Annotated in this window: 23 protein-coding genes; 11 read left to right on the top strand and 12 right to left on the bottom strand. The window is 73.7% G+C overall.

What is annotated here, in order from left to right; translation table 11 throughout:
• Positions 1 to 15 precede the first annotated feature (15 nt).
• Complete coding sequence (locus ACLJT4_RS30235; RefSeq protein ID WP_411127100.1) at positions 16 to 1,032, top strand: NAD(P)/FAD-dependent oxidoreductase; 1,017 nt, start codon at positions 16 to 18, stop codon at positions 1,030 to 1,032.
• A gap of 201 nt (positions 1,033 to 1,233) precedes the next feature.
• On the opposite strand, the gene ACLJT4_RS30230 is transcribed toward ACLJT4_RS30235, so the two are convergent.
• Together ACLJT4_RS30230 and ACLJT4_RS30225 are read right to left on the bottom strand one after the other, a co-directional pair.
• Complete coding sequence (locus ACLJT4_RS30230; protein WP_411127098.1) at positions 1,234 to 1,914, bottom strand: FMN-binding negative transcriptional regulator; 681 nt, start codon at positions 1,912 to 1,914, stop codon at positions 1,234 to 1,236.
• Between the two features lie 9 nt (positions 1,915 to 1,923).
• Complete coding sequence (locus ACLJT4_RS30225; RefSeq protein WP_411127096.1) at positions 1,924 to 2,592, bottom strand: pyridoxamine 5'-phosphate oxidase family protein; 669 nt, start codon at positions 2,590 to 2,592, stop codon at positions 1,924 to 1,926.
• A gap of 35 nt (positions 2,593 to 2,627) precedes the next feature.
• On the opposite strand from ACLJT4_RS30225, the gene ACLJT4_RS30220 reads away from it, so the two are divergent.
• Positions 2,628 to 3,959, top strand: coding sequence for an aminotransferase class I/II-fold pyridoxal phosphate-dependent enzyme (locus tag ACLJT4_RS30220; RefSeq protein WP_411127094.1), 1,332 nt, complete (start codon positions 2,628 to 2,630; stop codon positions 3,957 to 3,959).
• 104 nt (positions 3,960 to 4,063) lie between these two features.
• Here ACLJT4_RS30220 and ACLJT4_RS30215 read toward each other — a convergent pair whose 3' ends face one another.
• Positions 4,064 to 5,113, bottom strand: coding sequence for a DMT family transporter (locus ACLJT4_RS30215; protein WP_411127092.1), 1,050 nt, complete (start codon positions 5,111 to 5,113; stop codon positions 4,064 to 4,066).
• 75 nt (positions 5,114 to 5,188) lie between these two features.
• Between ACLJT4_RS30215 and ACLJT4_RS30210 the strand changes: the two genes are divergently transcribed.
• Positions 5,189 to 6,154: a LysR family transcriptional regulator gene (locus ACLJT4_RS30210; RefSeq protein WP_411127090.1), complete on the top strand. Its 966-nt coding sequence runs from the start codon at positions 5,189 to 5,191 to the stop codon at positions 6,152 to 6,154.
• A gap of 191 nt (positions 6,155 to 6,345) precedes the next feature.
• On the opposite strand, the gene ACLJT4_RS30205 is transcribed toward ACLJT4_RS30210, so the two are convergent.
• From ACLJT4_RS30205 to ACLJT4_RS30195, 3 genes are all read right to left on the bottom strand, one after another.
• On the bottom strand, positions 6,346 to 7,764 hold the full coding sequence (locus ACLJT4_RS30205) for a carboxyl transferase domain-containing protein (protein ID WP_411127088.1): 1,419 nt from the start codon (positions 7,762 to 7,764) through the stop codon (positions 6,346 to 6,348).
• Positions 7,757 to 9,262: an acyl-CoA synthetase gene (locus tag ACLJT4_RS30200; protein WP_411127086.1), complete on the bottom strand. Its 1,506-nt coding sequence runs from the start codon at positions 9,260 to 9,262 to the stop codon at positions 7,757 to 7,759. Before ACLJT4_RS30200 ends, ACLJT4_RS30205 begins: the two co-directional genes overlap by 8 nt.
• A 214-nt stretch (positions 9,263 to 9,476) precedes the next feature.
• The gene (locus ACLJT4_RS30195; RefSeq protein ID WP_411127084.1) at positions 9,477 to 9,995 is read right to left on the bottom strand and encodes a pyridoxamine 5'-phosphate oxidase family protein; all 519 of its coding nucleotides are present in this window, start codon (positions 9,993 to 9,995) and stop codon (positions 9,477 to 9,479) included.
• A 185-nt stretch (positions 9,996 to 10,180) separates the two neighbouring features.
• Between ACLJT4_RS30195 and ACLJT4_RS30190 the strand changes: the two genes are divergently transcribed.
• Positions 10,181 to 10,825, top strand: coding sequence for a cysteine hydrolase (locus ACLJT4_RS30190; protein ID WP_411127082.1), 645 nt, complete (start codon positions 10,181 to 10,183; stop codon positions 10,823 to 10,825).
• A 30-nt stretch (positions 10,826 to 10,855) separates the two neighbouring features.
• Here the strand turns inward: ACLJT4_RS30190 and ACLJT4_RS30185 are convergent, their stop codons facing one another.
• Both ACLJT4_RS30185 and ACLJT4_RS30180 read right to left on the bottom strand, forming a co-directional pair.
• Positions 10,856 to 13,036, bottom strand: coding sequence for an alpha/beta fold hydrolase (locus ACLJT4_RS30185; RefSeq protein ID WP_411127080.1), 2,181 nt, complete (start codon positions 13,034 to 13,036; stop codon positions 10,856 to 10,858).
• A gap of 424 nt (positions 13,037 to 13,460) precedes the next feature.
• Complete coding sequence (locus ACLJT4_RS30180; protein WP_411127143.1) at positions 13,461 to 13,934, bottom strand: hypothetical protein; 474 nt, start codon at positions 13,932 to 13,934, stop codon at positions 13,461 to 13,463.
• Positions 13,935 to 14,111: 177 nt separating this feature from the next.
• Between ACLJT4_RS30180 and ACLJT4_RS30175 the strand changes: the two genes are divergently transcribed.
• From ACLJT4_RS30175 to ACLJT4_RS30165, 3 genes are all read left to right on the top strand, one after another.
• Positions 14,112 to 15,356 carry a histidine kinase gene (locus tag ACLJT4_RS30175; RefSeq protein WP_411127078.1) on the top strand — a complete coding sequence of 415 codons (1,245 nt, stop codon included), beginning with the start codon at positions 14,112 to 14,114 and terminating at the stop codon, positions 15,354 to 15,356.
• Complete coding sequence (locus ACLJT4_RS30170) at positions 15,353 to 15,991, top strand: response regulator transcription factor (protein ID WP_038517901.1); 639 nt, start codon at positions 15,353 to 15,355, stop codon at positions 15,989 to 15,991. Before ACLJT4_RS30175 ends, ACLJT4_RS30170 begins: the two co-directional genes overlap by 4 nt.
• Positions 15,992 to 16,113: 122 nt before the next feature.
• Positions 16,114 to 16,731, top strand: coding sequence for a DUF3887 domain-containing protein (locus tag ACLJT4_RS30165; protein WP_411127076.1), 618 nt, complete (start codon positions 16,114 to 16,116; stop codon positions 16,729 to 16,731).
• Between the two features lie 211 nt (positions 16,732 to 16,942).
• Here the strand turns inward: ACLJT4_RS30165 and ACLJT4_RS30160 are convergent, their stop codons facing one another.
• Positions 16,943 to 17,599, bottom strand: a complete 657-nt coding sequence (locus ACLJT4_RS30160; RefSeq protein ID WP_411127074.1) for a class I SAM-dependent methyltransferase — start codon at positions 17,597 to 17,599, stop codon at positions 16,943 to 16,945.
• Between the two features lie 112 nt (positions 17,600 to 17,711).
• The gene (locus ACLJT4_RS30155) at positions 17,712 to 18,326 is read right to left on the bottom strand and encodes a TetR/AcrR family transcriptional regulator (protein ID WP_411127072.1); all 615 of its coding nucleotides are present in this window, start codon (positions 18,324 to 18,326) and stop codon (positions 17,712 to 17,714) included.
• A gap of 107 nt (positions 18,327 to 18,433) precedes the next feature.
• On the opposite strand from ACLJT4_RS30155, the gene ACLJT4_RS30150 reads away from it, so the two are divergent.
• Both ACLJT4_RS30150 and ACLJT4_RS30145 read left to right on the top strand, forming a co-directional pair.
• Entirely contained in the window at positions 18,434 to 19,144 is a 711-nt protein-coding gene (locus ACLJT4_RS30150) for a nitroreductase (RefSeq protein ID WP_411127070.1), read from the top strand.
• A gap of 350 nt (positions 19,145 to 19,494) precedes the next feature.
• A complete protein-coding gene (locus ACLJT4_RS30145; protein ID WP_016575088.1) occupies positions 19,495 to 20,079 on the top strand; it encodes a TMEM165/GDT1 family protein in 585 nt (194 codons plus the stop codon).
• Positions 20,080 to 20,184: 105 nt separating this feature from the next.
• Here the strand turns inward: ACLJT4_RS30145 and ACLJT4_RS30140 are convergent, their stop codons facing one another.
• Positions 20,185 to 20,841 (bottom strand): hypothetical protein, encoded by a 657-nt coding sequence (locus ACLJT4_RS30140; RefSeq protein ID WP_411127067.1) that lies wholly within the window; start codon positions 20,839 to 20,841, stop codon positions 20,185 to 20,187.
• A gap of 234 nt (positions 20,842 to 21,075) precedes the next feature.
• Positions 21,076 to 21,864 carry a GntR family transcriptional regulator gene (locus ACLJT4_RS30135; RefSeq protein WP_411127065.1) on the bottom strand — a complete coding sequence of 263 codons (789 nt, stop codon included), beginning with the start codon at positions 21,862 to 21,864 and terminating at the stop codon, positions 21,076 to 21,078.
• Positions 21,865 to 22,207: 343 nt separating this feature from the next.
• Here ACLJT4_RS30135 and ACLJT4_RS30130 point away from each other — a divergent pair, with 343 nt between their 5' ends.
• Both ACLJT4_RS30130 and ACLJT4_RS30125 read left to right on the top strand, forming a co-directional pair.
• Entirely contained in the window at positions 22,208 to 23,191 is a 984-nt protein-coding gene (locus ACLJT4_RS30130; RefSeq protein WP_411127063.1) for a nucleoside hydrolase, read from the top strand.
• The gene (locus tag ACLJT4_RS30125) at positions 23,188 to 24,624 is read left to right on the top strand and encodes an MFS transporter (RefSeq protein WP_411127061.1); all 1,437 of its coding nucleotides are present in this window, start codon (positions 23,188 to 23,190) and stop codon (positions 24,622 to 24,624) included. Before ACLJT4_RS30130 ends, ACLJT4_RS30125 begins: the two co-directional genes overlap by 4 nt.
• Positions 24,625 to 24,658: the final 34 nt, after the last annotated feature.

The following is a 24,658-nucleotide window of genomic DNA, read 5'->3' as shown; positions in this document are numbered from 1 at the left end:
GCGGAGGTGATCGCGATGAGCGAGACGAACAACGGCCCCGACGACGGGGCGCAGGACCGTGGGTACGGCGCCCCCGCGCAGCACGCCGACCATGAGGGCCGCGAGGGGGAATGGGACGTCGTGGTCGTCGGAGCCGGCGCGGCCGGACTGAACGCGGCCCTGGTCCTGGCCCGCGCCCGGCGCCGGGTGGCGGTGATCGACGGCGGCGCGCCCCGCAACGCACCGGCCGACCGGATGCACGGCTTCCTCTCCCGCGACGGCATGCCACCGACCGCCCTCCTGGAGGTCGGCCGCGCCGAACTCGCCACCTACGGAGCCGCACTGCTCACCGGCCGGGTCGACGAGATCACCCCGGCCCTCGGCGTACGCCTCACCGGCGGGCCCGAGCTCCGCGCCCGCCGCGTCCTGGTGGCCACCGGCCTGCGCGACGAACTCCCCGACATCCCCGGCCTACGGGAACGCTGGGGCCGGGACCTGCTGCACTGCCCCTACTGCCACGGCTACGAGGTCCGTGACCAGCCGCTCGGCGTGCTCGGCACCGGCCCCGGCGCGGTCCACCACGCACTCCTGCTGCGGCAGTGGTCGCCCGACGTCGTGCTGTTCCCGCACCACGGCGAACCGACCGACGACGAACGCGAGCGGCTCACGGCACGCGGCGTGCGGATCGTCGGGGGCACCGTCGCCCGCCTGCTGACCGAGGGCGACCGGCTGCGCGGCGTCGAACTGGCTAACGGGCGCGTCGTGCCGCGCACCGCGGTCTTCGTGCAGCCCCGGATGGTGCCGCACGACGCCCTGCTCACCGCACTGGGCTGCGCGCGCGACGAAGCCGGCTGGGTGATCACCGACGCCGCGGGCCGGACCGACGTACCCGGGGTGTGGGCCGCGGGCAACGTGGTCGATCCGCGGGCGCAGGTGGTGACGGCCGCCGGAATGGGCGCGGCCGCCGCCTTCGCCCTCAACCTCGACCTGGTGACGGAGGAGGTCGAGCGGGCGGTGGCGGAGCAGCGGGCACGGGCGGGGGCCGGTCGCTGAACCGTCGGCGCCGGCCGTCGGACGGCGTCCCCGGCCGTGGCCGGACGCGGCCGGCACGAACGCGCCGTGCGCCGGATGACGGGCCGAGCCGGAACCGCGCTCCGTCACCCGGTGCGCGGCCGTGGGGCACCGGAAATCCGGCTCGCGGTTCGCGGTTCGTGGGCCGTCGGTCATGGGCCGTCGGACGCGAGGGAAGGACTCCTACCCCTGGCCCGTCGTCCCCTGCCCGGCGGCCGACGGGGCTCCGCCGTTCGCCGCCAGCCGGCGTCGCTGGTGCCGGCGCGCCGCGGCGTCACCCGGCCCGCCCCGCTCGGCGAGCCGCTCCGCGGTGCGGTGCTGCACCGACCGGGACCGCTTGCCGCCGTACTTGAACTTGGCGCGCACCTCCCGCACTTCGAGACGCAGCCCGCGGATGCCGGACAACTGCCGCCCGTACGGTGCCGCGCCCGCCACGACCGGGGCCGAGCCGCCGTCGGGCTGGAAGTGCGTCGTCTGGCGCTGGAGCAACGCGGCCTTGGCCTCCGGATCGTCCACCACGTGTGCCGTGCAGACGAGTTGGACCGCGGCGTAGAAGCTGGTGGGCACGCCGTGCTCGGGCGGCTGCCCCTCGGCCGCCTGCCACGGGCCGGGGATGAAGGTGTAGTCGTCGACCACGCTCAGCAGCACCGTCGGGCGGTCCTCCAACGCCGACCACAGGGGATTGGGGCGGGCGAGGTGGGTGGCCGCCTCGCGACGCACGGGATCGTAGGCGAAGTGCAGCGGTTGCACCCACGGGGGCTCACCGGCGGCGCCGTTGACCGCGAGCTGCCCGAAGTCGTGGGCGGCGAGCCACTCCTGCCACTCGGCGTCGTCGGTGGGCGCGTCCCAAGGGTGGATGAGCATCGGCGTTCCTCAGCGGGCGGAGAGGTAGTCCGGCGCGGCGATGGTGGGGGCGAGGTCGTCGGCCGGTATCGGCGCGCCGTACGCGGCGGCCACGGGCAGGACGCCGCTCCAGTGGGGGAGTGCGAGGTCCTCGGGCTCGTCGTCGGGGCCGCCGGTCCGGACCTTGGCGGAGACCTCGCGCAGATCGAGGCGGAGCACGGCGGTGGCGGCCAGCTCCTTGGCGTTGGCGGGCCGGGAGTCAGCGGCGCGACCGGGCAGGACGTGATCGACGAGGGCGTCCAGGGCGGACTTCTTCTCGTCCTCGTCGGTGACCTGGTGGGCGGTGCCGTGGACGACGACGCTGCGGTAGTTGATGGAGTGGTGGAACGCGGACCTGGCGAGGACCAGGCCGTCGACGTGGGTCACCGTGACGCAGACCGCGAGGCCGGGGTCCGCGCTCCGCCCACCGGCCATCCGCAGCGGGCGGGAGCCGGTCGAGCCGTGCACGTAGAGGCGGTCGCCGACCCGGCCGTAGAGCGTCGGCAGCACGACCGGCGCGCCGTCGCGCACGAAGCCGAGGTGGCAGACGTAGCCCTCGTCGAGGATCGCGTGCACCGTCGCCTCGTCATAGCTGGCGCGCTCCCGGGCCCGGGTGGGGACGGTGCGCTCCGTCGCGGCGAACGACTTTCCCTCAGCCATTGCGAACTCCATTGCACTAGTACATAATCAACTTTGTGCTAGGAGAGTATCGGATCGAGGGGCGGCGCGCATCGGAGATTGCCGCAAGCGTGGAGCGAGCCATCGGTGCCGGCGACCTCCAACCAGGCGAAGTGCTGCCCCCGCTCAGGGAGTTGGCGGTCCAGCTGGAGGTGAACCCCAACACCGTCGCAGCCGCGTACCGCACGCTGCGCGACCGCGGAGTGATCGAAACGGCAGGGCGACGCGGCAGCCGAGTCCGCCCCCGGCCCGCCACCACCCCGCGCGAGGCACTGCGAGCAGTCGCACCGGCCGGCGTACGCAACGTCGCCGACGGCAACCCCGACCCCGCCCTGCTGCCCCCGTTGGAGCAGGCCCTGGTCGAGGCCGCCGCCCGCAACGCCCGACGCCCCGCCCTCTACGGCATGCCCGCCATCGACGACGACCTCGAAGCGCTCGCCGTCGCGGCCTTCACCCGCGACGGCGTACCGGAAGGCCCCCTCGCCGTCGCCAGCGGATCGCTCGACGCCATCGAGCGCGTCCTCGCCGCACACCTACGGCCCGGAGACTCCGTGGCGGTCGAGGACCCCGGCTGGGGCAGCCTGCTCGACCTCATCCCCGCCCTCGGACTGCGCCCCGTACCCGTCGGCGTGGACGACGACGGACCGGTCCCCGAACGCCTGGCAGCTGCGCTCGACGGCGGAGTGCGCGCCGTCGTCGTCACCGACCGCGCACAGAACCCCACCGGCGCCGCGATCAGCGCCCCCCGCGCCGCCGAACTCCGCGCCCTGCTGGCCCGGCACCCCGCGGTGCTCCTCATCGAGGACGACCACGGTCACGGCATAGTCGATCTGCCACTGCACCCGCTCTCCGGCGTCACCGACCACTGGGTGCTCATCCGCTCCACGGCCAAGGCCTACGGGCCCGACCTGCGCCTCGCGGCCCTCACCGGCGACTGCGTCACCATCGACCGCGTCCGCGGCCGGCAACGCCTCGGACCGGGCTGGGTCAGCCACCTGATCCAACACGCGGTCGTCCACCTCTGGCGAACGTCCGCGATCGACCCCAAGGCCGTCGCGGACGCGTACGGCGAGCGACGCGACGCCCTGATGAACGCCCTCGCGGAACGCGGAGTGCCGGCGCGCGGCCGCAGCGGGATGAACGTCTGGGTACCGGTCCCGGACGAGACCACCGCGGTGGCCCTGCTCGTGCACGCCGGCTGGGCCGTCGCCCCCGGCGCCCGCTTCCGCATGCAGTCCCCACAAGGCATCCGCATCACCGTCTCCGGCCTCACCGCCGCCGACATCAACTCCCTGGCCGACGCGGTCGCCGAGGCTACGGGGGTGAGGGAGGCGCGGAGGTATGAGTGAGGGGGAGGGCGGGGGTGAGGGGCGGTGGGCGGCTGCCGCTTCGCCGTCGGCTGGGGCCCTGGCGTGGGCTCGCGGTGGGGTCGGGGTCGGGGCGGTCGCGGGAACTATGGGGTGCGGGGCTTGCTCTGGGTGAGGGCGGCGCCGGCCAGGACGATGAGGGCGCCCAGAGGGGTGTTCCAGGTGAGGTGCTCGTTGAGGAGCGCCACGCCGGACGCGGTGGCGATGACGGGGATGAAGTAGGTGACCATCTGCGCGGTGGTCGGCCCGACCTCCGCGACCAGCCCGTACTGCAGGAGGAAGGCGACGCCGGTGCCCAGGGCACCCAGGGCGAAGACGGCGAGCAGGGGGACGAGCGGGAACGACGTCGGCATAGGCGTGAACAGTGCCGTGACCACCGCGAGTTGGGCCGTGGCGAGCAGCAGTTGCGTGCTGGACATGGCGAGGTGCGAGTGCTGGTCCCGGGCGAGGGTGCGGCGGACGTAGATCCAGCCGATGGGGTAGCTGAGCGAGGCGCCCAGCGCCATGGCGGTGCCCGTGAGGTCGGTGCCGGAGAAGCCCTGCCAGGCGCCGAGGACGGTGAGCACGCCGAGGAAGCCGATGCCGAGCCCGGCGACGCGGCGGCGGGTGGGCCGGTCCTCCGAGAGGGCCACGACCGACAGCGCCATGCCCCATAGCGGCGAGGTGGCGTTGCAGATGCTGGCCAGGGTCGAGGGGATCGTCAGCTCGGAGTAGGCGAAGAGCGAGAACGGAAGCGCGTTGAGGAGGAACGCGGCGACCGCGAGATGGCCCCAGGTCCGGGCCGAGCGAGGGAGTCGTTCCCGCTTGATCGCGAGGAACACCAGCAGCACCAGCGCGCCGAACGCCACTCGGCCCAGCGTGACCTGTAGCGGGGCGAACCCCTCGGTGCCCACCTTGATGAACAGGAAGCTGAAGCCCCAGACCAGGCAGAGGACGGCGAAGCGGACCCGCCAGGCGACCGTGCGGCGTGCGGGCCGGTCCTGGGGGGTGGCGACGGCCGGCGTTCTGGCGGTTGAGGTGGGTGCGGGTGCGGGTGCGGGTGTGGGTGCTGGCGCTGGTGTGGTGCCGGGGGCGAGGCCGGGAGCCGGTGCATCGGGGGAGGTGGGGGGCGCGGCGGGCGCGTCGGTGGTGCTCATGGCATCTAAGATGCCGGGATTCAAATTCTTAGCACAAGCGAGAATTAATGGCAGATACCACTTAGCATTGCTTATATGTTGAACCTTGATCGACTGCGGACGCTGTCCGCGATCGCCCGGCACGGTTCGGTCAGTGCGGCCGCCGAAGGGCTGCACGTGACAACCTCGGCGGTCTCCCAGCAGATCGCCAAGCTGGAACGCGAGACGGGGCAGCAACTGCTGGCGAAGAACGGCCGGGGGATCCGGCTGACCGATGCCGGACGCCTGCTGGCCGATCATGCGGCTCGGATCCTGTCCCAGGTGGAGCTGGCGCAGGCCGACCTGGAGGCGCATCGCGGTCAGCCGGTGGGGGAGTTGAGGATGGGGGCGTTTCCGACCGCGGCGCGCGGACTGTTCCCGTCGGCGCTCGCCGCGCTGCGTGCCGAACATCCGCAGCTCCGCCCACGATTGCGGGAAATCGAGCCGGACGATTCGGTGCGTGGCGTGGTGCGCGGTGACCTCGACGTGGCCGTCGTACTGGACTGGTACAACCGCCCGCTGTCGCTGCCCGACGGGTTGGCGAAGGCGCCGTTGCTCGACGATCCGTCCGATGTGGCCATGCCGTCGGACCACCCCTTGGCCGGGCGGCGGTTCGTGGAGTTGGAGGAGTTCGCGGACGACGAGTGGATCTCCTGGCCGCAGGCGGAGTTCTGCCACGACTGGTTGGTGTTCACCCTGCGCGGCAAGGGCGTGGAACCCCGCATCGCGCACATGGCGGAGGAGCACCACACACAACTCGCGCTGATCGCGGCGGGGTTGGGCGTCGCGGTAGCGCCACGGCTGGGGCGTGGGCCCGTTCCGGACGGGGTGAGTGTGGTGCCTGTGCGGCATCCCATGCGGCGGCACGTCTATGCCATCTGGCGGGCGGACGCCGACCGTAGGCCGTCGATCCGGGCGGCCGTGGTGGCGCTGCAGAAGGCGGGGGAGGCCGTGGAGGCGATGGACGCGGAGACGGGGACGGGGGGCGAGGGCGGTCGGCCTCGGGGTGGGGCTGATGGGTGAGGGGTGATGGGGGAGGGGGTGGACGTGGGGTTAGGGGTGAGGGGGAGGGGCGGTGCTCTGGCTTTTCCCTCTCCCTCTCCCTGCCCCTCCCCTCCCCTCCCCCCTCCCCGCGCCTTTCGCTGCCCTTTTTCCGCCTGTCCCCGCCCCGCCCGATCCCGCCTTGCCCTGACCCACTCGCCCCGCGACGTGCCTCACCCCTCTCCGGCGGGCTCCGGTTCGGTGATGTTTCGGATGATTCCCAGTTCCAGCAAGTCCTGTGGGCGGATGTGGAGTTGGTCGGCGGTGTGGCGGATGTCGTCCGGGCCGCGTTTGAGGATGGCGGCGGCCATCTCCGGGGCGATGACGGAGAAGTAGCTGTCGGGGGTGGCCCACAGGTGGTTCGGGGCGGCCAGGGCCAGGGCGCCGCCCGAGCCGCCCTCGCCGATGAGGAGCGAGGTGACGGGGACGTGGGCGGCGGCGAGCGCGGCGAACGTGTCGGCGATGGCCGCGCCGGCGCCGGCGCGCTCGGCCTCCGCGTCGTTGGCGGCGCCCGGTGTGTCCACGAGGGTGAGGACCGGGATGCCGAGTCGGTCCGCGAGTCGTATCAGTCTGGTCGCGGTGCGGAATCCGGCCGGGCGGGTGGCCGTTCCGCACTGGGCCGCGAAGGCGATGGTGCGGCCGTCGCGGTGGCCGAATCCGCAGCGCATGCCGGGGTCGCGTCCGCCGCACCGGTCGCCGTTGATCTCCTCCCAGTCGTCGAAGTACGCCTGGAGGTACGCCTCGGCGCGGGGGCGCCCGGCGTCGCGGGCCCGGCCGACCGCGTTCCAACCGGTTTCCGGGAGGTGGGTGGTGCCCAGGGCGAAGGGCACGGGGGCCGGGCGGGGTGGTGCGGTCGGTGGTGGGTCGGCGGTGTTGAGGAGGCGGAGCCAGCGTCGGAGGGTGGTGCGGAGGGCGTCGGCGGGGACGACGGCGTCGACCTGGCCGGCCGCGAACTGTCCCTCGGCGGAGTAGGCGTGCGGATCGGCGTCCGGCGGGCGCACCCGTGAACCGGCGAAGCCGACCTGGGCCTTGGGGAGCGCGAGGATCACATCGGCCCCGGCGCCCAGGGTCGCCCATCCGCCGCCTGTGGTCGGGTCGCGGACCACCGCGATCTGCGGTAGTCCGGCGGCGCGGTTCAGCGCCGACTGTCGCGCCACCCGCTGGAGTTGGGACAGCGCCCGCATCCCTTCCTGCATCCGGCTGCCGCCGGTGGCGATGAGGGAGACGAGGGGGAGGCGCCGCTCACGGGCCTTCGCGTAGGCGGCCTCCAGCCGGTCGCCGGTGCGCTCGCCGAGGGAACCGCCGAGGAAGCCGAACTCGAAGGCGAGCACCACCGCTTCGGTGCCGCCGAGGGTGGCGAGCGCGGTGACCACCGACTCGTCCTCGCCGGTCCGGTCGCGGGCGCGCTGCCGGGCGGCGTCGTAGCCGTGCCAGCCGAGCGGGCCGTCGGGCGGAGGGAGCTGGGCGGGCGGGGTGCCTGCGGTGCCGGGGGTGAGTTCAATGGCGGTGTCGGTGACGGCTGCGATGGCTTGGCGGGCCGTCAGGCGGAGGCTGGGCGGGGGAGCCGCGTCCCGCGGTGGCTGCTCATGCATCGCCGGCTCCTGCCGGGGGCGCCGCGGCGCGCAGGTCCCGCTTGAGGATCTTGCCCATGTCGTTGCGGGGGAGGGCGTGGAGGAAGTGGACGATGCGTGGCCGCTTGTGTGGGGCCAGTTGGCCGGCGACGTGGTCGGCCAACTCCTGGGCGGAGGGCGGCCGGCCGGTGTCGGCGCCGGACTCGGGCACGACCCAGGCGACGATCCGTTCGCCCAGGTCCTCGTCGGGCTCGCCGGTGACGGCTGCCTCGGCCACTCCCGGGTGGGCCAGCAGGGCGTTCTCGATCTCGCCGGCGCCGATCTTGTAGCCGCCGCTCTTGATGAGGTCGGTGGCCTTGCGGCCCACGATCCGGTAGTTGCCGGCGGGGTCCCGTACGGCCATGTCGCCGGTGCGGAACCAGCCGCCGTCGAACGCCGCGGCGGTGGCGTCGGGGCGGTTGAGGTACTCGGAGAAGAGGTTGGGGCCCCGCACCTGGATCTCGCCGACCGTTTCGCCGTCGCTCTGCTCGACGGCCTGGCCGGCGTCGTCGACGAGGCGCACGTAGACCCCGGGGAGGGGGACGCCGACCGTGCCGGTGGCGTCGGGGCCGTCCGCGCGGACGCTGGTGTTCATCAGCGTCTCGGTCATGCCGTAGCGCTCGATCACGCGGCGGCCGGTGGCGGCGGTGAGCCGCTGGTGGTCGGTGAGAGGGAGCGCGGCGGAACCGGAGACCAGGAGTCGGGCTCGGCCCAGGGCCTGGGCGAGGGTGGGGTTCTGCTCGGCGTCGAGGGCGAGTCGGTGGTACATCGTCGGGACGCCGAAGAGCATCGTGCCGTCCGCGGACAGTTCGCGGGCGACCGCCTCGGTGCTGAAGCGGCCCAGGTGGTGCACGCTGCCGCCGCGGCGCAGCGGGCCGAGGACGCCGAGGATCAGTCCGTGGACGTGGAACAGCGGCAGGGCGTGGACCAGTACGTCGTCGGCCGTCCACTGCCAGGCGTCCTCCAGCGCGTCGAGGGTCCGGGCAAGGGCGCGCCGGGGGAGGACGACGCCCTTGGGCGGGCCGGTCGTCCCGGAGGTGTAGACGATCAGGGCCGGGGCTTCGTCGCCCGGCTCCACGGGCAGCGGGCCGGGCACCGGCTCGTCGGCGGACGGGGTGGCTTCGACGTCGATGCGGGGCAGTGCGGCCAGGGGGTCCGGCAGGGTGGTGCCTGGCTCGGCCAGGACCAGTGCGGGAGCGCTGTCCGTCACGATGTGGGTGAGCTCGCGCTCGCCGATCTTCGGATTGATCGGTACCGCGGCCACGCCGGCGAGCAGTGCGGCGACCACTGCCACGGACGTCTCCAGCGTCGGCGTCGCCCAGACCGCCAGCCGGGGCGTGCCGCCGGGGGTGAGGCGGTCGATGCGCTCGGCGAGCGGGCCGGCCACCGCGGCCAGTTGGCCGTAGTCCAGGGCGCGGTCGCCGAAGCGCAGCGCGGGTGTGGGCGAGCCATCGCGCAGGGCGGGGAAGAGCACGTTCACCGGGTCTCCTTCGGTCGTGTCGGCTGCCGGCGCAGGTGGGCCGGAGCTGTCCCGATCCCGCACGCGCCGCCGCGCGGAACGGGCTGACGAAGACCACTTTCGCAGAGACCGCCGACGTGGTGATCGACGCGCGGTCCGCCTGTGGATAACTCGGCTCGCGCGGCGGGCCGGGGTGTTGCGTCCCGGCGGTCGCGCGAGGCGGGGTGCCGTGCGCTCAGCTAGGGATCTTGCGGAAGTCCCAGGACACCACCGACTCGGGCGTCAGGCGCAGCCAGGCGTGCCGCCCGTCGTGCGGCATCTGTGCGAGGCCGAAGTTCTTCTCCGCGAACGACCTTTCCGGAGCCTCCAGTTCCGGGCAGGGTTCGCCCGTGCGCGGTGCCTCGCCGACGCGTTCCGCGCGGCCGGTGAGTTCGACGCCGCGCAGTTCGCCGTACTCCTGCCCGTCGTCCACGACCACCGCGATCCGCGGGTCCTTGCGCAGCTGCGCCCACCGCTTGCTGCGGGTGATCGAGTACAGCCAGAGGGCCGTCCCGTCCCAGACGAACCACAGTGCGCCCACGTGCGGGGTCCCGTCCGGGCCGACGGTGGCGACCCGGCAGGTGCGTTGCGCGGCCAGGAAGGCGTCCAGCTCCGTCGGGGTCATCATGATCCGCCGGCCGCGGCGCTGGGGCGTGGCCTCCTGGGGTGGGTCGGCAGTCGTGAGCGTGTCGGCCGTGCGCGGTGCCTCGGTCATCCTCGCCGCCCTTCATCGTTTCTGATGGAGTGTCAGAAATGGGGTGTCAGAAATCATGGGGGCTCTTCCTGCCGAACGCAATGGTCGATACCCTCGCGCCTCCCGGCCCGCCGCCCCGGCGCGCGCCCGAAGCCGCGCACGCCGTGACGCCATCCGTAGCGGGTCTTCCGCAGAGGGGAACGCCGATGCCTTCGGACAGCCGGCTCGTCGAGCAACTGGACCCGGCCACGACGGTGCTGCTCACCGTCGAATGCCAGCGCGGTGTGGTCGGCCCCGACAGCGCCCTACCGGAACTCGCCGACGTCGCCCGCGCCTCGGGGGCGCTGCGGCGGATCGCCCACCTGGTGGCGGCGGCCCACGGCGCCGGCGTCCAGGTGCTGCACGCGATCGCCGAACGCCGCCCGGACGGCCGCGGCGCCAGCCGCAACGCCCGGCTCTTCCGCGCCGCCGAGCGGCTGCCGGTGCGGCAGACCACCGGGTCCACCGCGGTCCGCGTCGCCGACCCGATACCGGTGTCGCAAGCGGACCTGGTGGTGCGCAGGCTGCACGGCCTCTCCCCGCTCGCCGGCACCGACGTGGACGCCCTGCTGCGCAACCTCGGGTGCCGCACGCTGGTCGTCACCGGGGTCTCGGCGAACGTGGCGATCCCCAACGCCGTGTTCGACGCGGTCAACCTCGGCTACACCGCGGTCGTTCCGGCGGACGCGATCGCGGGGGTGCCCGCCGACTACACCCCCGCGATGGTCCGCAACACCCTGTCCCTGGTGGCCACGGTCACGACCACCGAGGACATCCTCGCCTGCTGGCGGCACCCCCGACGCGCCCGCTGACCACGCGCCGGGAGTGGCACGGATCAGCGCTCAGCCACCGCTCGCACCCTGTTCCGGGGCGGGCAGCGCCTCCTTGAGGAAGTCCCGTTGCGCGCGCAGCAGGTTGGCGTTGACGGCGTCGTCGGCGGGCAGGTGCGTGGCGCCCGGCAGCGGCAGTACGGTGTGCGGTCGCCCCGCCGCCAGCAGCTCCGCGGAGAACCGCAGGGTGTGCGCCACGGCGACGTTGTCGTCCGCCAGCCCGTGGACGAGCATCAGCGGGCGGCGCAGCAGGTGGCCCTTGCCCACCAGGGAGCAGCGCGCGTAGTTCTCCGGGACCTCCTCGGGATGGCCCAGGAAACGCTCCTTCCAGTGGGTGTCGTACAGCCGCATGTCGGTGGGCGGGGCGCCGGCGACCGCCGCGTGGAAGACGTCCGGATGGTGCAGCACGGCCGCCGCGGCCAGGAACCCGCCGAACGACCAGCCGCGGATCGCCACCCTCCCCAGGTCCAGGTCCGCGAAGCGCTCCCCGGCCGCCCGCAACGCGTCCACCTGGTCGGTCAACGCGGGCCCCAACTGGTCGCCGTGCACCGCCTTCTCCCACCGCGGCCCCCGCCCCGGAGTGCCCCGCCCGTCCGCCACCAGGACCGCGAACCCCTGCTCCGCGAACCACTGGGACACGCAACCGCTCCACCCCCGCGCCCGTACGGCGAGCTGCAACGCCGGCCCGCCGTACGGGTCGAGCAGCACCGGCAGCTTCCCGGTGCCCGGCCGGTGCCAGGACGGGAAGTACAGCACCGCCCGCAACTGGCGCTCGCCCAGGCGGAGGTGCGTCTGTCGGGGAACGACCAGAGGCTCCTCGGCGAGCGAGGCGATGGCCCCCGGGGGCCGCCGTACCGGTCCGTCGTCGTCCCCGAGGACGTGCACCGCGTGGCCCTGCTGCGTCAGCCCCGTCAGGACGGTCGTCCCCCCGCGTGACGTGCCGGTCCATACGCCGGGCTCCGCACTCAGCCGACGGCACCCGACACCGGGCTCGTGGCGCCAGACGTGCGTCTCCGTGGGGTCCTCGCTCGCGGTGAACAGGACCCGCTCGCCCTCGACCCCGAGGACCGCCCGCAGTTGCAGCCCCTCGGGCGTGACCCGCCGCCCGCCCACGGTCAGCCGGCGGGTGTCACCGTCGTCCTCGGGGAGCACCAGGGCACCGGAGGCCGTCCGGGCCGGAGTGCCGGGCACCAGCTCCACCCAGGCGGGATCGGTCCGCTCGTGCCGCACCTCGGTGGCGCCGCTCGCCGGATCGACGGCGAGCGTCCGCAGGACCCGCTGGTCCCGGCTCTGCACGGCCACGAACGGGCCGTGCGCGTCCCAACCCGCGTCGACGACGTACTCGTACGCCGCGCGGTCCCACGTCACTTCGGTGCGGCCGCCGTCCAGGGAGAGCAGGTGCAGCGTGACCTCCGCGTTGGCGGTGCCGGCCGACGGGTAGCGGATCACCTGCGGCGGCCGGCTCGGGTCCGCCGGATCGCTGAGGTAGCGCCGTGCCACGGGCGAGGTGTCGACCCGCGCCACCAGGAGGCCGCGGCCGTCAGGCGCCCACCAGTAGCCGCGCGAACGGTCCATCGACTCGGCGGCGACGTACTCGGCGAGCCCGTAGGACACCTCCGGGCCCTCCGGGCACGCCAGTTGCCGGTCGTCGCCGTCCAGCGCGACGACGTGCAGGGCGCGACCGCTCACGTAGGCGACGTGCCGCCCGTCCGGCGACGGCCGCGGATCGACCACCGGACCGGCCGCCGGCACGGCGAACGGCGCACCGCCGTCCGTCCGCACCGCCCACAGCGCACCGGACAGCGCGAACGCCACCAGCCCGACCGCGGCGTCGGTCGCGTACCCCACCACCCCGACGGAACGCTCGCGGGCCCGCTCGCGCCGCAGCCGCTCCTCCTCCGGGACGACCTCCGTACCCCCGCCCACCAGGAGCCTCGGATCGGCCAACAGCCGTTCCTCGCCGGCCTCGTACTGCCACAGCCGCCCTACGGGATCGCCGCCGGACCCGGTGCGCACGAACACCACCCGGCGTCCGTCCGGCGAGAGGGTGAACTGCCGCGGCACACCGAGGGAGAAGCGCCGGGTGTGCGCGAACTGCTCGGGGAAGCGGTCGGCGTCCCCGGTGCCGGTGCCGGTGTCGGGGCTGGTGTCGGCGCCGGGGGTGCGGGCGAGGTCGTCGGTTCGTCGTTTCACGGTGGTCGTCCTCCAAGGGGTGCGACGGGACGGTGGGCGCAGACCGGGACGGGAGCGCCGCTACGGGCCCGTTGACCGGGGCTGACTGTCTGGTGTGCTTGCTGCGTGCTCGTGGTGCGCCGGATCGCCCGACGCGCTCCGTGAGCCCGGTGTGCCTGAAGTGGCGGGTGCCTGGTGGTGTGCTCGACGTGCAGAGTGTGCACACGCCACGGGGCGGTTTCGCCAGGTGCGGGCACCAGGTGCCCGGCCACGGCACCGCGTTGCGGCGTCATGGGGACGCGGCGACCGGTGGATTCGTCGTCCTGCCGGGCGGCTGCGCGGCGACGACGGTGCCCTGCGGCGATCGCAGCGGCGACGGCGGAGAGGGCCAGCGGATCATAGCGGGTCGCGGCCGGGGCGCCGCCCGGCGGGTCGACAGACTCCCTCACCGGCCGCCGACGGGTCCCCGCGGCGGCCGGACGGCGAGCCGGGCGCACAGGGCGGCGAGGGGCAGTTCGGCCGCGACGGCCATGGCCACCGCGGCGGCCAACTCCGGTCCCGGCGCGGCGGTGGCGAGGTCGAGGCAGACGTCGGCGAGGAGGAGCACGGCTGCGGCCGCCGCGGGCGCACGGTGGCGGGGGTCGGCGCGCAGCAGGCGGGTGCCGGCGGTGAGCAGGGCGGCGGCCTCCAGCGCGTCGAGGGCGACCCAGGCGGCCGCCTCGGCGGGCGGCAGGGTGCCGGCCAGGTAGCCGAGCCACGGCAACAGGGCGAGGCCACAGGCGGCGAGTACCCGGCCCTGGCAGCGGCCCGCGCGGCCGTGCCGGGCCGATCGGCCGAGGCCGGTGCCGGCACCGGCCTCGGCGCCGGTCGTTGCGCAACGACCGTCGTCCGCACCGGGAGTGAAGGCGAGGAGGGCCATGGCCACGGAGGTCCCTTCGGGTCACGAACCCGGCTGTCGGGCTCATGATCAACACTCCGTCCTGCGCCTGATCCCGTCAGTAACACCGCTGTCCGACCTGGGGTGGCACTAGCTTCACCCCGGTTCCGGATGCAGGCGTGATAGCCGCTGCTGACCTGGGCGTTTACCGTCTTGCCCATGACCCGAACCGACGGGCGGCCGCGCCGCCCGGCCCGCGTACGAGCCCAGCTCGCCTTCCTGCACACCGGCGTGCTGCTGCACGGCGCCGCCTTCCTGCTGTGGGTGTGGTTCAGCGTCACCGTCGTCTACGCACCCGGCGGCTCCGTGGCCGCGCTGACCTTCGCCACCGTCGGTGTGTCGGCCGTGACCTGGCTCCAGCGCCGCCGGTTCGCGGCGTACGCGGCCACCGGCATCCCCCGTACCTCACCCGTCAAGGGGCGCAACGACCTCCAGCGCGCCTGGCGCCGGCTGTGCACCGGCGCGTACTGGCGCCAACTCGGCTACCACCAACTCGCCGGCCCGGTACTGGGCTTGGTGGAAGCCGCACTGCTCGCCCTGTGGCTGGGCAGCATCGCCAGCATCACCCTCTACGCGTGGTATTGGATGCTGCCCTCGGAGTGGCCGTTCTCCCAGTGGGTCGACACGGACGGCTGGATACCGGGGGTGGCCGGGCTGGCCGTGCTGCCGTTCCTCCCGGGCGCGACCGATGCGGTGATCCGCCTGGAGTCGGTGATCGCCCTGCGCCTGCTCGGGCCCAGTCGGGCCGAGGAACTGGCCCGTCGCGTCGAGGACCTGGCCGAGCGTCGGGCCGAGACGCTGGCCGCCGCGGACGCCGAACGCCGCCGCATCGAACGCGACCTGCACGACGGCGCCCAACAACGGCTGGTGTCCCTGGCGGTCAACCTGGGACTCGCCCGGGCCACGCTCACCGACCTGCCGCCCGAGGCCCGCGCCGTCATCGACGAGGCGCACCGCGAGGCGAAGGAAGCCCTGGAGGAGCTCAACCACCTGGTGCGCGGCCTGCATCCGCACGTTCTGGACGACCGCGGCCTGGACGCGGCGCTCTCCGGCATCGCCGCCCGCGCGCCCCTGCCGGTGCAGGTCACCGTCGACGTGGCCGAGCGGGCCGCGCCCGCCGTGGAGGCGGTGGCCTACTTCGTCGTCTCCGAGGCGCTGGCGAACGTCACCAAGCACGCCGGGGCGACCCGCGCCGAGGTCGTGGCCGTACGGGCCGGTGACGCACTGCGGGTGCAGGTCACCGATGATGGCCGGGGAGGGGCGGACCCCTCCGGGGGAACCGGACTGACCGGGCTCGCGCGACGCGTCGCCTCGGTGGACGGCACCCTCGCCCTCGACAGCCCCCCAGGGGGCCCGACCGTCATCACCGTGGAGCTGCCGTGCACGCTGTCAAGCGCGCTGTGATCGCCGAGGATTCCGTTCTGCTCAGGATCGGGGTGGTCCGGGTCCTGGAGACGGCCGGGTTCGAGGTAGTGGCCGAGGCCGGGGACGCGGAAGGGCTGCTGCGGGCCGTGGAGGAGCACCGCCCGGACATCGCCGTCGTCGACGTCCGGATGCCGCCCGGCTTCACCGACGAGGGGGTCCGGGCCGCGCTGGTCATCCGGCAACAGTGGCCGGACACCGCCGTGCTGATGCTGTCCCAGTACGTCGAGGAACGCTACGCCGCCGAACTGCTCGCGGCGAACACCAGCGGCGTCGGCTACCTCCTCAAGCAACGCGTGGCCGACGTCGAGGAGTTCATCGAGGCGCTGCGCCGGGTCGCGGCCGGCGGCACCGCCCTGGACCCCCAGGTGGTGGCGCAGTTGCTGGTGCGGCGGCCCAGCGACCCGTTGGAGCGGCTGACCGAGCGCGAGCGGGAGGTGCTGGCACTGATGGCCGAGGGCCGCTCCAACGCCGGGATCGCCGCCCAACTGGTGGTCAGCGAGAGCGCGGTGGCCAAGCACATCAACAGCATCCTGGCGAAGCTGGACCTGCCCAGGGCGGGCGGCGACCACCGGCGGGTCCTGGCCGTGCTGCGCTTCCTGGGGGTGGGCGGGTAGGGCGTCGGGCCGCCGCGCCGCGGAACGCCGCACGAGGCCGCCGGGAGCTCGTAAAGGAATCCTTGACGTCGATCGGGCTGTAAAGGCATCCTTTACGTGTGTTGGACGTGACGGAACCCTCGATGCCCCTCAACGCCCTCAGTGCCCTGCTGGCCGAACAGGGCACGGCCCTGGCCGCGGAGGTGGCGCGCAGCCCGTTGGCGCCGCCCGCCTACCTGGAACTGGTCCGGCGCTCGCGGGACGTCGACAAGCTGGCGGAACAGGTCCTCAAGCTGTGCGTGCAGCAGTGCCGGGACGCCGGCCACACCTGGCAGGAGATCGGCGACCTGCTCGGCGTCACCCGCCAAGCCGCCTTCCAACGGTTCGGCAAGCCCCTCGACCCCCGAACGGGAGAACCCATGGACAAGACCGTGCACCTGGCCGACGCCGCGGAACGCGCCGTCCAGATCGTCACCGATGTGCTGGAGGGCCGCATGGACGAGGCCCGGAAGACCTTCAACTCCCAGGTCCTGGAGGCGTTCACCGACGAGGTCAGGGGCGACGGGCTGGCCACGGTCGCCGGCATGGTCGGCGCGTTCGAGGGCTTCGGCGAGGGCGAGCCGTTCGTCCGGCGCATCGGCGACCACACGGTCGTCGACATCCCGCTGCACTACGAGGCCGGCGACATGAAGGCCCGGGTCGCCTTCGACGCGGACGAGAAGGTCGCCGGGCTCGTCATCATCCCGCCGGACGCCGCGTAGCCCACACCGCGCCGACGCCCGACCGGGCCTCCGCGACGGCAGACGACTGCAACTACGCGCCCGTCGCGCTCGTCGCGGTGCTCGCCGTGATGACGCTGTGGTGGTGGCGGGCCAAGCGCACCTACGCCGTGCCCGGCGGGCCCGCCGACCGTGATCCGGCCGGGCAGGAGAGCGGGGTCGGCTAGGAGGGCGGGTCGGGCCTGACGCGCGCTCAGTCGTTCCGCCACACCAGCGTGTACCGCCAGAACAGCCGTCGGCGCAGCCGGGCGCCGGGCAGGACGGCGCGGGCCGCGCGGACGACGTCGGGGAAGGACATCTCCGCCGGCCGGGTCCGGGCGGTCATCGAGACCGGTGCGGGCGCCGTGCGGCCGCCGTTCTTGAGCCAGCCGACGGCGGGGTTGAGCGGACTGGAGACGGCCGCGAGCAGGTGGTCGACGACAGTGGTGGGGCGGGACAGTCCGACCAGTACGAGGGTGCCGCCCGGCGCCACGTGCCGGCGGAACACCGTCAACGCCTCGACGAACGGCAGGTGGTGGATGACGGCGACGCAGGTGACGACGTCGTAGGTCCGGTCGGGGAGCCCGGTCAGGGCGTCCTCGGCGGCGAACGTCACGGGTGCTCCCGGCGGGGTCAGCCCGCGCGCCCGGGCGGTGATCGTCGGGTCGGCGTCCACGCCGTGCACCGCGTCGGCGCGGGTGGCCAGCAGCCGGGCCAGGTCGCCGCTGCCGGAGCCGACGTCCAGGGCCGCCGCGAAGCGCCGGGGGAGCCGTCGCAGGATCCAGCGGTGGTAGTGGGCGTTGTGGTCCCAGGGGTGGGCGGCGTTGAACCGTTCGAGGGCTTGAAGAGCGCGGTGCGGCAGCGGGGTCATGCCGCCACTTCACCAGATGCCCGATGTCGCCGGCACCACCGGTACCACCGGTACCACCGGCAGCGGTGGCTGCCGACAACGCCCCGGGCGACCGGGGTGGGCGAGCGGCCGTCTACCGTCCGGCCTGCCGCTCCCGCGCGACCCGGGCCAGCGCGTGTGCGAGGAGGGTCTCGGCGGCGGCGCGGGCGTGCCTGCCGTAGTCCGGCTCGTTCAACACCATGGCGCGGCTGGCCGCGCCGTCCGCGAGGGTGACCAACTGCTCTGCGAGCGCCTCGGGTTCGGGGCAGCCCAGTTCCGTCACGAGCGTGGTGACCAGTCGTACCATCAGCAGCTTCTGCTCGCGGGCGTAGGCGTGGATCGGGCTCTGCGGATCGGGGAACTCCGCCGCGGCGTCGATGAACGGGCAGCCGCGGACCGAAGGCGCCTCCGCATCGGGCTGATCGAAGAGCCGGAGGATCCGCTCCCGAGGGCTGAGTTCCTCCAGGGTCAGTACGCCCTCCAGGGTCTTCCCCGATGAGGCGAGCGTCTGCAGGTGGGCGATCACGAGGTCGCTCTTGGTGCGGAAGTGGGCGTAGAGCGTCCGCTTGGACACCGGTGCCTCCTCGGCGACCTGTTCCATCCCGGTCGCGGTGATGCCCTGTTGCGCGAACAGCCGGCCGGCGGCCACCAGGATGCGCTCCCGCGCGCCCCGCCCCCGCCGCTGTGTCGTTTCCTCGGTCGCACCCATGCGGCAAGTATACGTCTGCGTTTACTTTCGGTGCGGTGTGTGGGTAGGGTCGCTCCCGAGCAAGGTAAACGAATCCGTTTACTTAGTCCTTCGCCGAGGAGTGCGTCATGAAGCATGCGGGGTGCCTGAGGGATCCGGCCGGTCCTCCGGAGACGAGCGGTCACGTGGAGCGGCTGATCCGCGGCCGGCATGCGGTGCGTGCGTTCCGGCCCGACGCCGTGCCCGGGGAGACGATGCGCGCGATCTTCTCGCTCGCCGGCTCCGCACCGTCCAACTCCAACACCCAGCCGTGGCGGGTGGCGGTGGCCAGCGGCGCGGCGCGCGAGCGGCTGGCCGACTCCCTCCAGGCCGCCCACGCCGCGAACCACACCTCCGTGGACTTCCCGTACGACGAGGGCGCGTACGCACCGGCGCAACTGCGGCGGCGATCCGAGTTCGGCGCGCAGCTCTACGGCGCGCTGGGCATCGACCGCGACGACCACCCGGCGCGCGCCGCGTACGACGCCGAGAGCCTGCGGTTCTACGGCGCACCGCACGTCGCGTTCCTCTTCGTCGCCGACCGGGCCGACGCACGCCTGGCCGCGGACGTCGGCGCCTACCTCCAGACGTTGCTGCTGGCGATGGCCGGGTACGGCGTGGACAGCTGTCCGCAGGGGCTGCTGAGCTTCTACGCCGACACGGTGCGCGGCGAACTCGGCATCGAGGCGGGCAAGTTGCTGGTCGGCGTCTCGTTCGGCTACGCGGACGGCAGCGCACCGGTGAACCGCCTCAGCACCGGGCGGGCCGCGCTGGAGGCGACCACGACGTTCCACGGATAGCGCCGGCCACCGGGCCGGGCGTCGCGTTCCACCGGGCCGCCGGCCCGGTCCACGCGTGACGGGCGCCACCCGGCACCGGCCGCACCCCGCCTATACCCACCCTTTACACTGGGCGTGGCGAAGGGGAGTAGTCCCGAAACACCGCTGGTCGACACACTGGATGCCCCACGGGGCAACCCGGCCACCGGGCCGGCCGCGCAGGAGGGCCGGCGGACGAGACCTTCGGCCACGGCATGACCTGGCCTGCGCAAACGGCGCGGGCCACCAGCATGCCGGGCCGGAAGGGTTCTCCCGTCACCTCGCTGGGTGTCGTACGAGCCGGCGGCCCGGCCCCAGCAGAAAGCACCCGGATGACCCTCGACCCCCTGGCGATCGTCACCGCCTTCGGGCTGATCTTCCTCGCCGAACTCCCCGACAAGACCATGTTCGCCTCGCTGGCGATGGGCACCCGCATGCGCCCGCTGTATGTGTGGTTCGGCACCTCCACCGCGTTCCTCGTCCACGTCGCCCTCGCCGTCGGTGCCGGCAGCCTGATCGGTCTGCTGCCCACCATGGCGGTGAAGCTCGTCTCCGCCGCCCTGTTCGTGTTCGGGGCGTTCGTCCTGCTGCGCAACGGTGGCGACGACGACGAGGACGAAGCGGGAAGCAAGACCGTCACCGGGTTCTGGCCCGTCTACGGCACCGCCTTCATGGCCGTCTTCATCAGCGAGTGGGGCGACCTCACACAGATCACCACCGCCAACCTCGCCGCCACCAACGGTTGGTTGCCCACCGCCATAGGGTCGGCCGCGGCCCTGATGTCCGTCTCCGCGCTCGCGCTGGTCGTGGGCCGGTTCATCGCCAAGCGCGTCCCGCTGAAGACCGTGCAGCGCATCGGCGGCATCTGCATGGCCGTCCTGGCCGTCTGGACCCTGATCGAGGCCTTCACGGGCTGACGCGGCAGCCCCCCGTCAGGCAACGGGCCCGGCCTCCCGACGCGTCGGGAGGCCGGGCCCATTGCGGACGTCGCCGTTGACGTCCGCGGGGTGCGGCCGCTGCCGTCAGGTGCCGGTGCCGGTGCCGGTGCCGGTGCCGGTGCTAGTGCCCGGGCTGGTGCTAGTGCCGGGGCCCGTGCCTGTGCCCGTGCCGGGGCCTGTGCCTGTGCCTGTGCCGGGGCCTGTGCCTGTGCCTGTGCCGGGGCCTGTGCCTGTGCCTGTGCCTGTGCTGAGCGTGCCGACGAGGTGGGCGCCGTCCACCAACGTGCACGGCGCCGTTGGGGTTTGGGGGAGTTTGTTGAGGGAGAGCGTCGCCACCGCGTTGGTCACCGCGGCACACAGCGGAATGTGCAGGGCCCGCACGTTGTCGACGGTGTCCTCCACCACTGCCTGCGGCACGTCGACCCCGAACGGTGCGGTGCCGCCGCGTTGTTGGGGCGGGGGCGGGCCGGTCGGGAGCTGTGGCGGCTGCACGATCACGCAGTGCCCGGTGGGTTGCTCTCCCGGGTGCAGGGCCTGAGCGGTGACCTTGATGATGTTCGGGGGTTTGCTGGGGCTGGTGCAGAAGGCCACCTTGATCTGGGCGGCGTCCTGCAGGGAGCCCTTGAACAGCTCGACGTAGGGGATGGTGGGTGGGGTCGCGGCGGCGACCGGCGCGGAAGGCCAGGCCAGCAACGCCGCGGTCGCCGCGGGAACGGCGCAGAATGTGTGCGAAAGGCGCATGATGTCGTTCCTTTCCGACTATGAGCACTTTCATCGCATTGCCTGCCCCCGCCCGGCGTTGCGAACCGACGCACGGAGCGCCCCCACCCAAATGCAGGGCGATTTCGGGGCCGGAGCGGGCAGGCGAGGGAACCGCGCTTGCGGAAGCGTCTGCGGCGTGCTGCGGCGTGCTGCGGCGAGGGGCGTCCGCCGGTGTGGGCGCGCCTGGTGGCCGTGGCGCCGTGTCGCCCGGTCTCAGCGGCGGGACGCCAGGGACAGCAGCGGTGCGCCGGCCGGGAAGAGGTACTTGGCGGCCAGGACGGGGCGGCCGCCGGCCCACACGGTTTGGGTGAGCAGCAGGGCCGGCGTCTCCGGCGGGCGCGCGATGGCGTGGCCGCGTTCGGTGCCGAGCATGGTGGCGCCGAGCGTGCTGCGTGCGGTGAGCCCGTGGCCCTGCTCCGCGGCCAGGAAGGCGGCGAGCATGGTGCCCTCCGGGGCGTCGGCGGTCGCGGGCGGCCCGGCGGCGTCCGGCTCCGGCAGGGAGGCGCGGAGGGTGTCGGCGAGGTCGGCGCCGGTAGTGGTCCGCAGGACCTTGTCGTCCGCGGCCCACTCGTGCGCGAAGCACGCCGCCGTGCCGTCCACCTCGACCACGGTCTCCCAGAAGCAGGCGCGTTCGGTGGCGGCGAGGCGGAGGTGGTAGCCGGAGAAGTCGGTGGGTTCCTCCAACTCGGTGGCGAGCCGGCGGCACCGCACCGCACCGGGGCCGAGCAGGGACTCGACGGGCAGCAGGCGTTCCAGCCCGGGGGCCGGCGGCGGCTGGTTGACCGTGCTGCCGGCGCCCTGGCGACGGGTGATCACGCCGTCCTCCTGGAGCAGGATCAGCACCTCGCGCAGCCCGGAGCGGCTCACGCCCAACTGGCCGGCCAGTTGGGGCTCGGGTGGCAGCCGGGCGCCGGGTGGGAACGTGCCGTCGTCGATGGCGGCCACGATGCGCTGGTACAGCTCGACGCGCGAGGAGTGCCGGCGCGCTCCCTGACGAGGCATGAAAGCTCCCGAGGTTTTGTCGGACATTCTTCGGGGTCGCGGGGGCGGTGCACTCCGCGATCCACGTCCGGCCCTCCAGGTTAGCCGCCCGCTCCGCGCGGTCGTGCTGGTGGGGTGGGTCCGGGGAGGCGCCTGGCGTGCGGCGAGGTCGGTGGGGCGTCGGGGGGTGGGGGATTCCCCGTGGACGGACCCTTGTGTCGGCCGTGGACGCTGGCTAACCTCCCCTCCAATCGATTGTCCGACAATCTCGGGCATGGTGAGGTCGTGCGAGCCGTCCCCCGACCGTCCTCCCCACACCCCGCCCGTCCCGTCGGCAGCGCCCTTCGACCCGGAAGCACCACCCATGCCCGTCACCCCGCCCCGCCCGCTGCTCATGGACTGCGACACCGGCATCGACGATGCCGTGGCGCTCCTGTACCTGTGTCTGACCCCCGCCGTCGACGTGCGCGCGGTCACCACCGTCGCCGGCAACACCAGCGCCGAACGCGCCGCCCGCAACACCCTCCAAGTGCTGGAGGTCGCCGGGCGGCACGACGTCCCCGTCGCCGCGGGCGCCGGCACCACCCTGCGTGGGGAGACCCGCCCCGAGGCCGCGTTCGTGCACGGTGAGGGCGGACTCGGCGGGGTCGCGCTGCCCGCCCCCGCCGCCGCCATGGACCGGCGGCACGCCGTCGACCTCATCATCGACACCGCCCGCGAAGCCGGCGGCGAACTGGAGATCCTCGCCACCGCCCCGCTGACCAACCTGGCCCTCGCCCTGCGCAAGGAGCCCCGGCTGCCCCAGATGGTCCGCCGGGTCACGGTGATGGGCGGCGCCGTCCACCACCCCGGCAACATCAGCCCCGTCGCCGAGGCCAACATCGGCAACGACCCGGAGGCCGCGGCCCTGGTGCTGTCGGCGGGCTGGGACCTCACCCTCGTACCGCTCGACGTGACCATGCGCGAGAACCTCACCGAGGCGCACCGGCAGCGCCTCCTGGCCAGCGGCTCCCCGATCGGCCGGCTCGCGGGCGAGATCCTCGACTTCTACTTCACCTTCCACGAGGAGACCGCCCTGCCGTTCCGCGGCTCGGCGCTCCACGACCCCCTGGCCGCCGGGATCGCGGTCGGCGAGGTCGTCCCGAAGAGCGCGCCCCGCCTGGCCGTCACCGTCGACACGGCGGACGGCGCCGCCCGCGGCGCACTCGTCGCCGACACCCGGGGCATCCACCTCGGCTACCCGCAGCAGCCCGACGCCAACGCCACGGTGGTCCTGGAAACCGACGGCACCTTCCCCGAACTGCTCGTCGACCGACTGTCCCGGACGCCGGAAGGGGCCGCGAGATGACGGGGACCGTCGCCCCGGGGGCGGCCCCGACCGAGCGGAACGCGGTCGGCGTGGCGGCGATGATGACCGCGCTGCTGGCCGCCTGCGTGGCCTTCCAGCTCAACGCCAGCATGCTCAGCCCGGCCCTGGTGACCATGGCGCGGGAACTGCACACCGACGAGGCGGGCACCGGGCTCTCGCAGACCGCGTTCTTCACCGCGTGCGCGATGTTCTCGCTGTTCCTGCCCCGCTTCAGCGACATCGCCGGCCGCCGCCGGGTCCTGCTCGGCATGCTCGTGGTCCTGACCGCGGGCACGGTCCTGGCCGCGTTGTCCACGAACATCGTCGTGCTCGACGTCGCCCGGGTGGTGCAGGGCGTCTCCGGGCCGGTCGTCCAGATCTCCCTGCTGACCCTGCGCTCCCAGGTCACCGAACCCAAGCGGTTCGGCACCCTGATGGGAGTGGTCACGGCCGTCAACGGCGGCATCGCGGGGGTCGACGCCCTCGCGGGCGGGTGGCTGGCGAGCCACTACGGGTTCCGCAGCGTCTTCTGGGTGATCGCCGCCGTCGCGGTGCTCGCGGCCGTGGCCGTCGCGGTCGGCTGCCCCGAATCCCGCCCCTCGGCCGGCACTCCGATGGACTGGCCGGGCGTCGTACCGCTGGTGGTGGGCGCCGCCGCGCTGCTCCTCGCCGTCGACCAGGTGGAGAAGCTCGGTGCGGCCAACTGGCCTCTGGCGATTGCCCTGTTGCTCGTCGGCGCGTTCGCCTTCGCCGTGTTCTGGAGGATCGAGAAGCGCAGCCAGCATCCATTGGTGCGCATCGGTGACCTGCGTCAACGGGCCAGCTGGGCACCGTTGTTGACCACCCTGCTCACCCTGATCGGCGTCTTCGCGGTCGTCAACGGCGTCCTGATGTCCTTCGTCCAGAACGCCGAGGTGGGATTCGGGATGGGGGCGAGCCTGGCCTCGCTCGTCTTCCTCACCCCCTTCGCGCTGGTGGGCTGGCTCGTCGGGCCCTTCACCGGGCGCCTGGCGCCGGTCATCGGCTACGGACGCATGCTGCGCTGCGGCCTGTTGGGCAGCGCGCTGGTGCTCGGGGTGATGGCCCTGGTGGGCGTGCGGTCGTTGCCGGTCATGATCGGCTGCACGGTCCTGCTCGGCGCCGCCTACGCCGGCATCGCCAACATCGTCCTCAACCTGCTGGGCGTCGTCCTTGCGCCCAAGGACCACCCGGGCTTCCTGCCGGGTCTCGTCTCGGCGGCGTTCGGGCTCGGCGCGGGGCTCAGCTTCGCCCTGCTCTCCGCCGTCCAGGTCACCGGCAGCCCGCAGGGCGGTTCCTCGGCGAGCGGGTACGTGACCGCGATGCTCACCGGCGCCGTCGTGACGGCGGCGGCCTACGGCGCCTCGTTCCTGATCCCGCGCCCCCGGACGGCCGAGGTCACTGCCGGCGCCTGAAGCACCCGGGCCGGTGGTTCGTCGAAACGGCGCG

The sequence above is a fragment of the Streptomyces sp. x-19 genome, assembly GCF_046549115.1.
In the GTDB taxonomy this organism is placed as follows: Bacteria; Actinomycetota; Actinomycetes; order Streptomycetales; family Streptomycetaceae; genus Streptomyces; species Streptomyces albulus_C.
The sequence above is the reverse complement of the archived record's forward strand: the minus strand, read 5'-3'. Positions and strand labels throughout refer to the sequence as shown.

What these genes read in the sequence shown, in the direction of transcription:
- ACLJT4_RS30155 (WP_411127072.1), bottom strand. Translation starts at nt 18,326, where the DNA reads ATGGGTGCGACCGAGGAAACGACACAGCGGCGGGGGCGGGGCGCGCGG.
- ACLJT4_RS30180 (WP_411127143.1), bottom strand. Translation starts at nt 13,934, where the DNA reads ATGGCCCTCCTCGCCTTCACTCCCGGTGCGGACGACGGTCGTTGCGCA.
- ACLJT4_RS30165 (WP_411127076.1), top strand. Translation starts at nt 16,114, where the DNA reads ATGCCCCTCAACGCCCTCAGTGCCCTGCTGGCCGAACAGGGCACGGCC.
- ACLJT4_RS30235 (WP_411127100.1), top strand. Translation starts at nt 16, where the DNA reads ATGAGCGAGACGAACAACGGCCCCGACGACGGGGCGCAGGACCGTGGG.
- ACLJT4_RS30230 (WP_411127098.1), bottom strand. Translation starts at nt 1,914, where the DNA reads ATGCTCATCCACCCTTGGGACGCGCCCACCGACGACGCCGAGTGGCAG.
- ACLJT4_RS30205 (WP_411127088.1), bottom strand. Translation starts at nt 7,764, where the DNA reads ATGCATGAGCAGCCACCGCGGGACGCGGCTCCCCCGCCCAGCCTCCGC.
- ACLJT4_RS30160 (WP_411127074.1), bottom strand. Translation starts at nt 17,599, where the DNA reads ATGACCCCGCTGCCGCACCGCGCTCTTCAAGCCCTCGAACGGTTCAAC.
- ACLJT4_RS30125 (WP_411127061.1), top strand. Translation starts at nt 23,188, where the DNA reads ATGACGGGGACCGTCGCCCCGGGGGCGGCCCCGACCGAGCGGAACGCG.
- ACLJT4_RS30150 (WP_411127070.1), top strand. Translation starts at nt 18,434, where the DNA reads ATGAAGCATGCGGGGTGCCTGAGGGATCCGGCCGGTCCTCCGGAGACG.
- ACLJT4_RS30130 (WP_411127063.1), top strand. Translation starts at nt 22,208, where the DNA reads ATGCCCGTCACCCCGCCCCGCCCGCTGCTCATGGACTGCGACACCGGC.
- ACLJT4_RS30225 (WP_411127096.1), bottom strand. Translation starts at nt 2,592, where the DNA reads ATGGCTGAGGGAAAGTCGTTCGCCGCGACGGAGCGCACCGTCCCCACC.
- ACLJT4_RS30190 (WP_411127082.1), top strand. Translation starts at nt 10,181, where the DNA reads ATGCCTTCGGACAGCCGGCTCGTCGAGCAACTGGACCCGGCCACGACG.
- ACLJT4_RS30210 (WP_411127090.1), top strand. Translation starts at nt 5,189, where the DNA reads ATGTTGAACCTTGATCGACTGCGGACGCTGTCCGCGATCGCCCGGCAC.
- ACLJT4_RS30140 (WP_411127067.1), bottom strand. Translation starts at nt 20,841, where the DNA reads ATGCGCCTTTCGCACACATTCTGCGCCGTTCCCGCGGCGACCGCGGCG.
- ACLJT4_RS30145 (WP_016575088.1), top strand. Translation starts at nt 19,495, where the DNA reads ATGACCCTCGACCCCCTGGCGATCGTCACCGCCTTCGGGCTGATCTTC.
- ACLJT4_RS30195 (WP_411127084.1), bottom strand. Translation starts at nt 9,995, where the DNA reads ATGACCGAGGCACCGCGCACGGCCGACACGCTCACGACTGCCGACCCA.
- ACLJT4_RS30135 (WP_411127065.1), bottom strand. Translation starts at nt 21,864, where the DNA reads ATGCCTCGTCAGGGAGCGCGCCGGCACTCCTCGCGCGTCGAGCTGTAC.
- ACLJT4_RS30215 (WP_411127092.1), bottom strand. Translation starts at nt 5,113, where the DNA reads ATGAGCACCACCGACGCGCCCGCCGCGCCCCCCACCTCCCCCGATGCA.
- ACLJT4_RS30175 (WP_411127078.1), top strand. Translation starts at nt 14,112, where the DNA reads ATGACCCGAACCGACGGGCGGCCGCGCCGCCCGGCCCGCGTACGAGCC.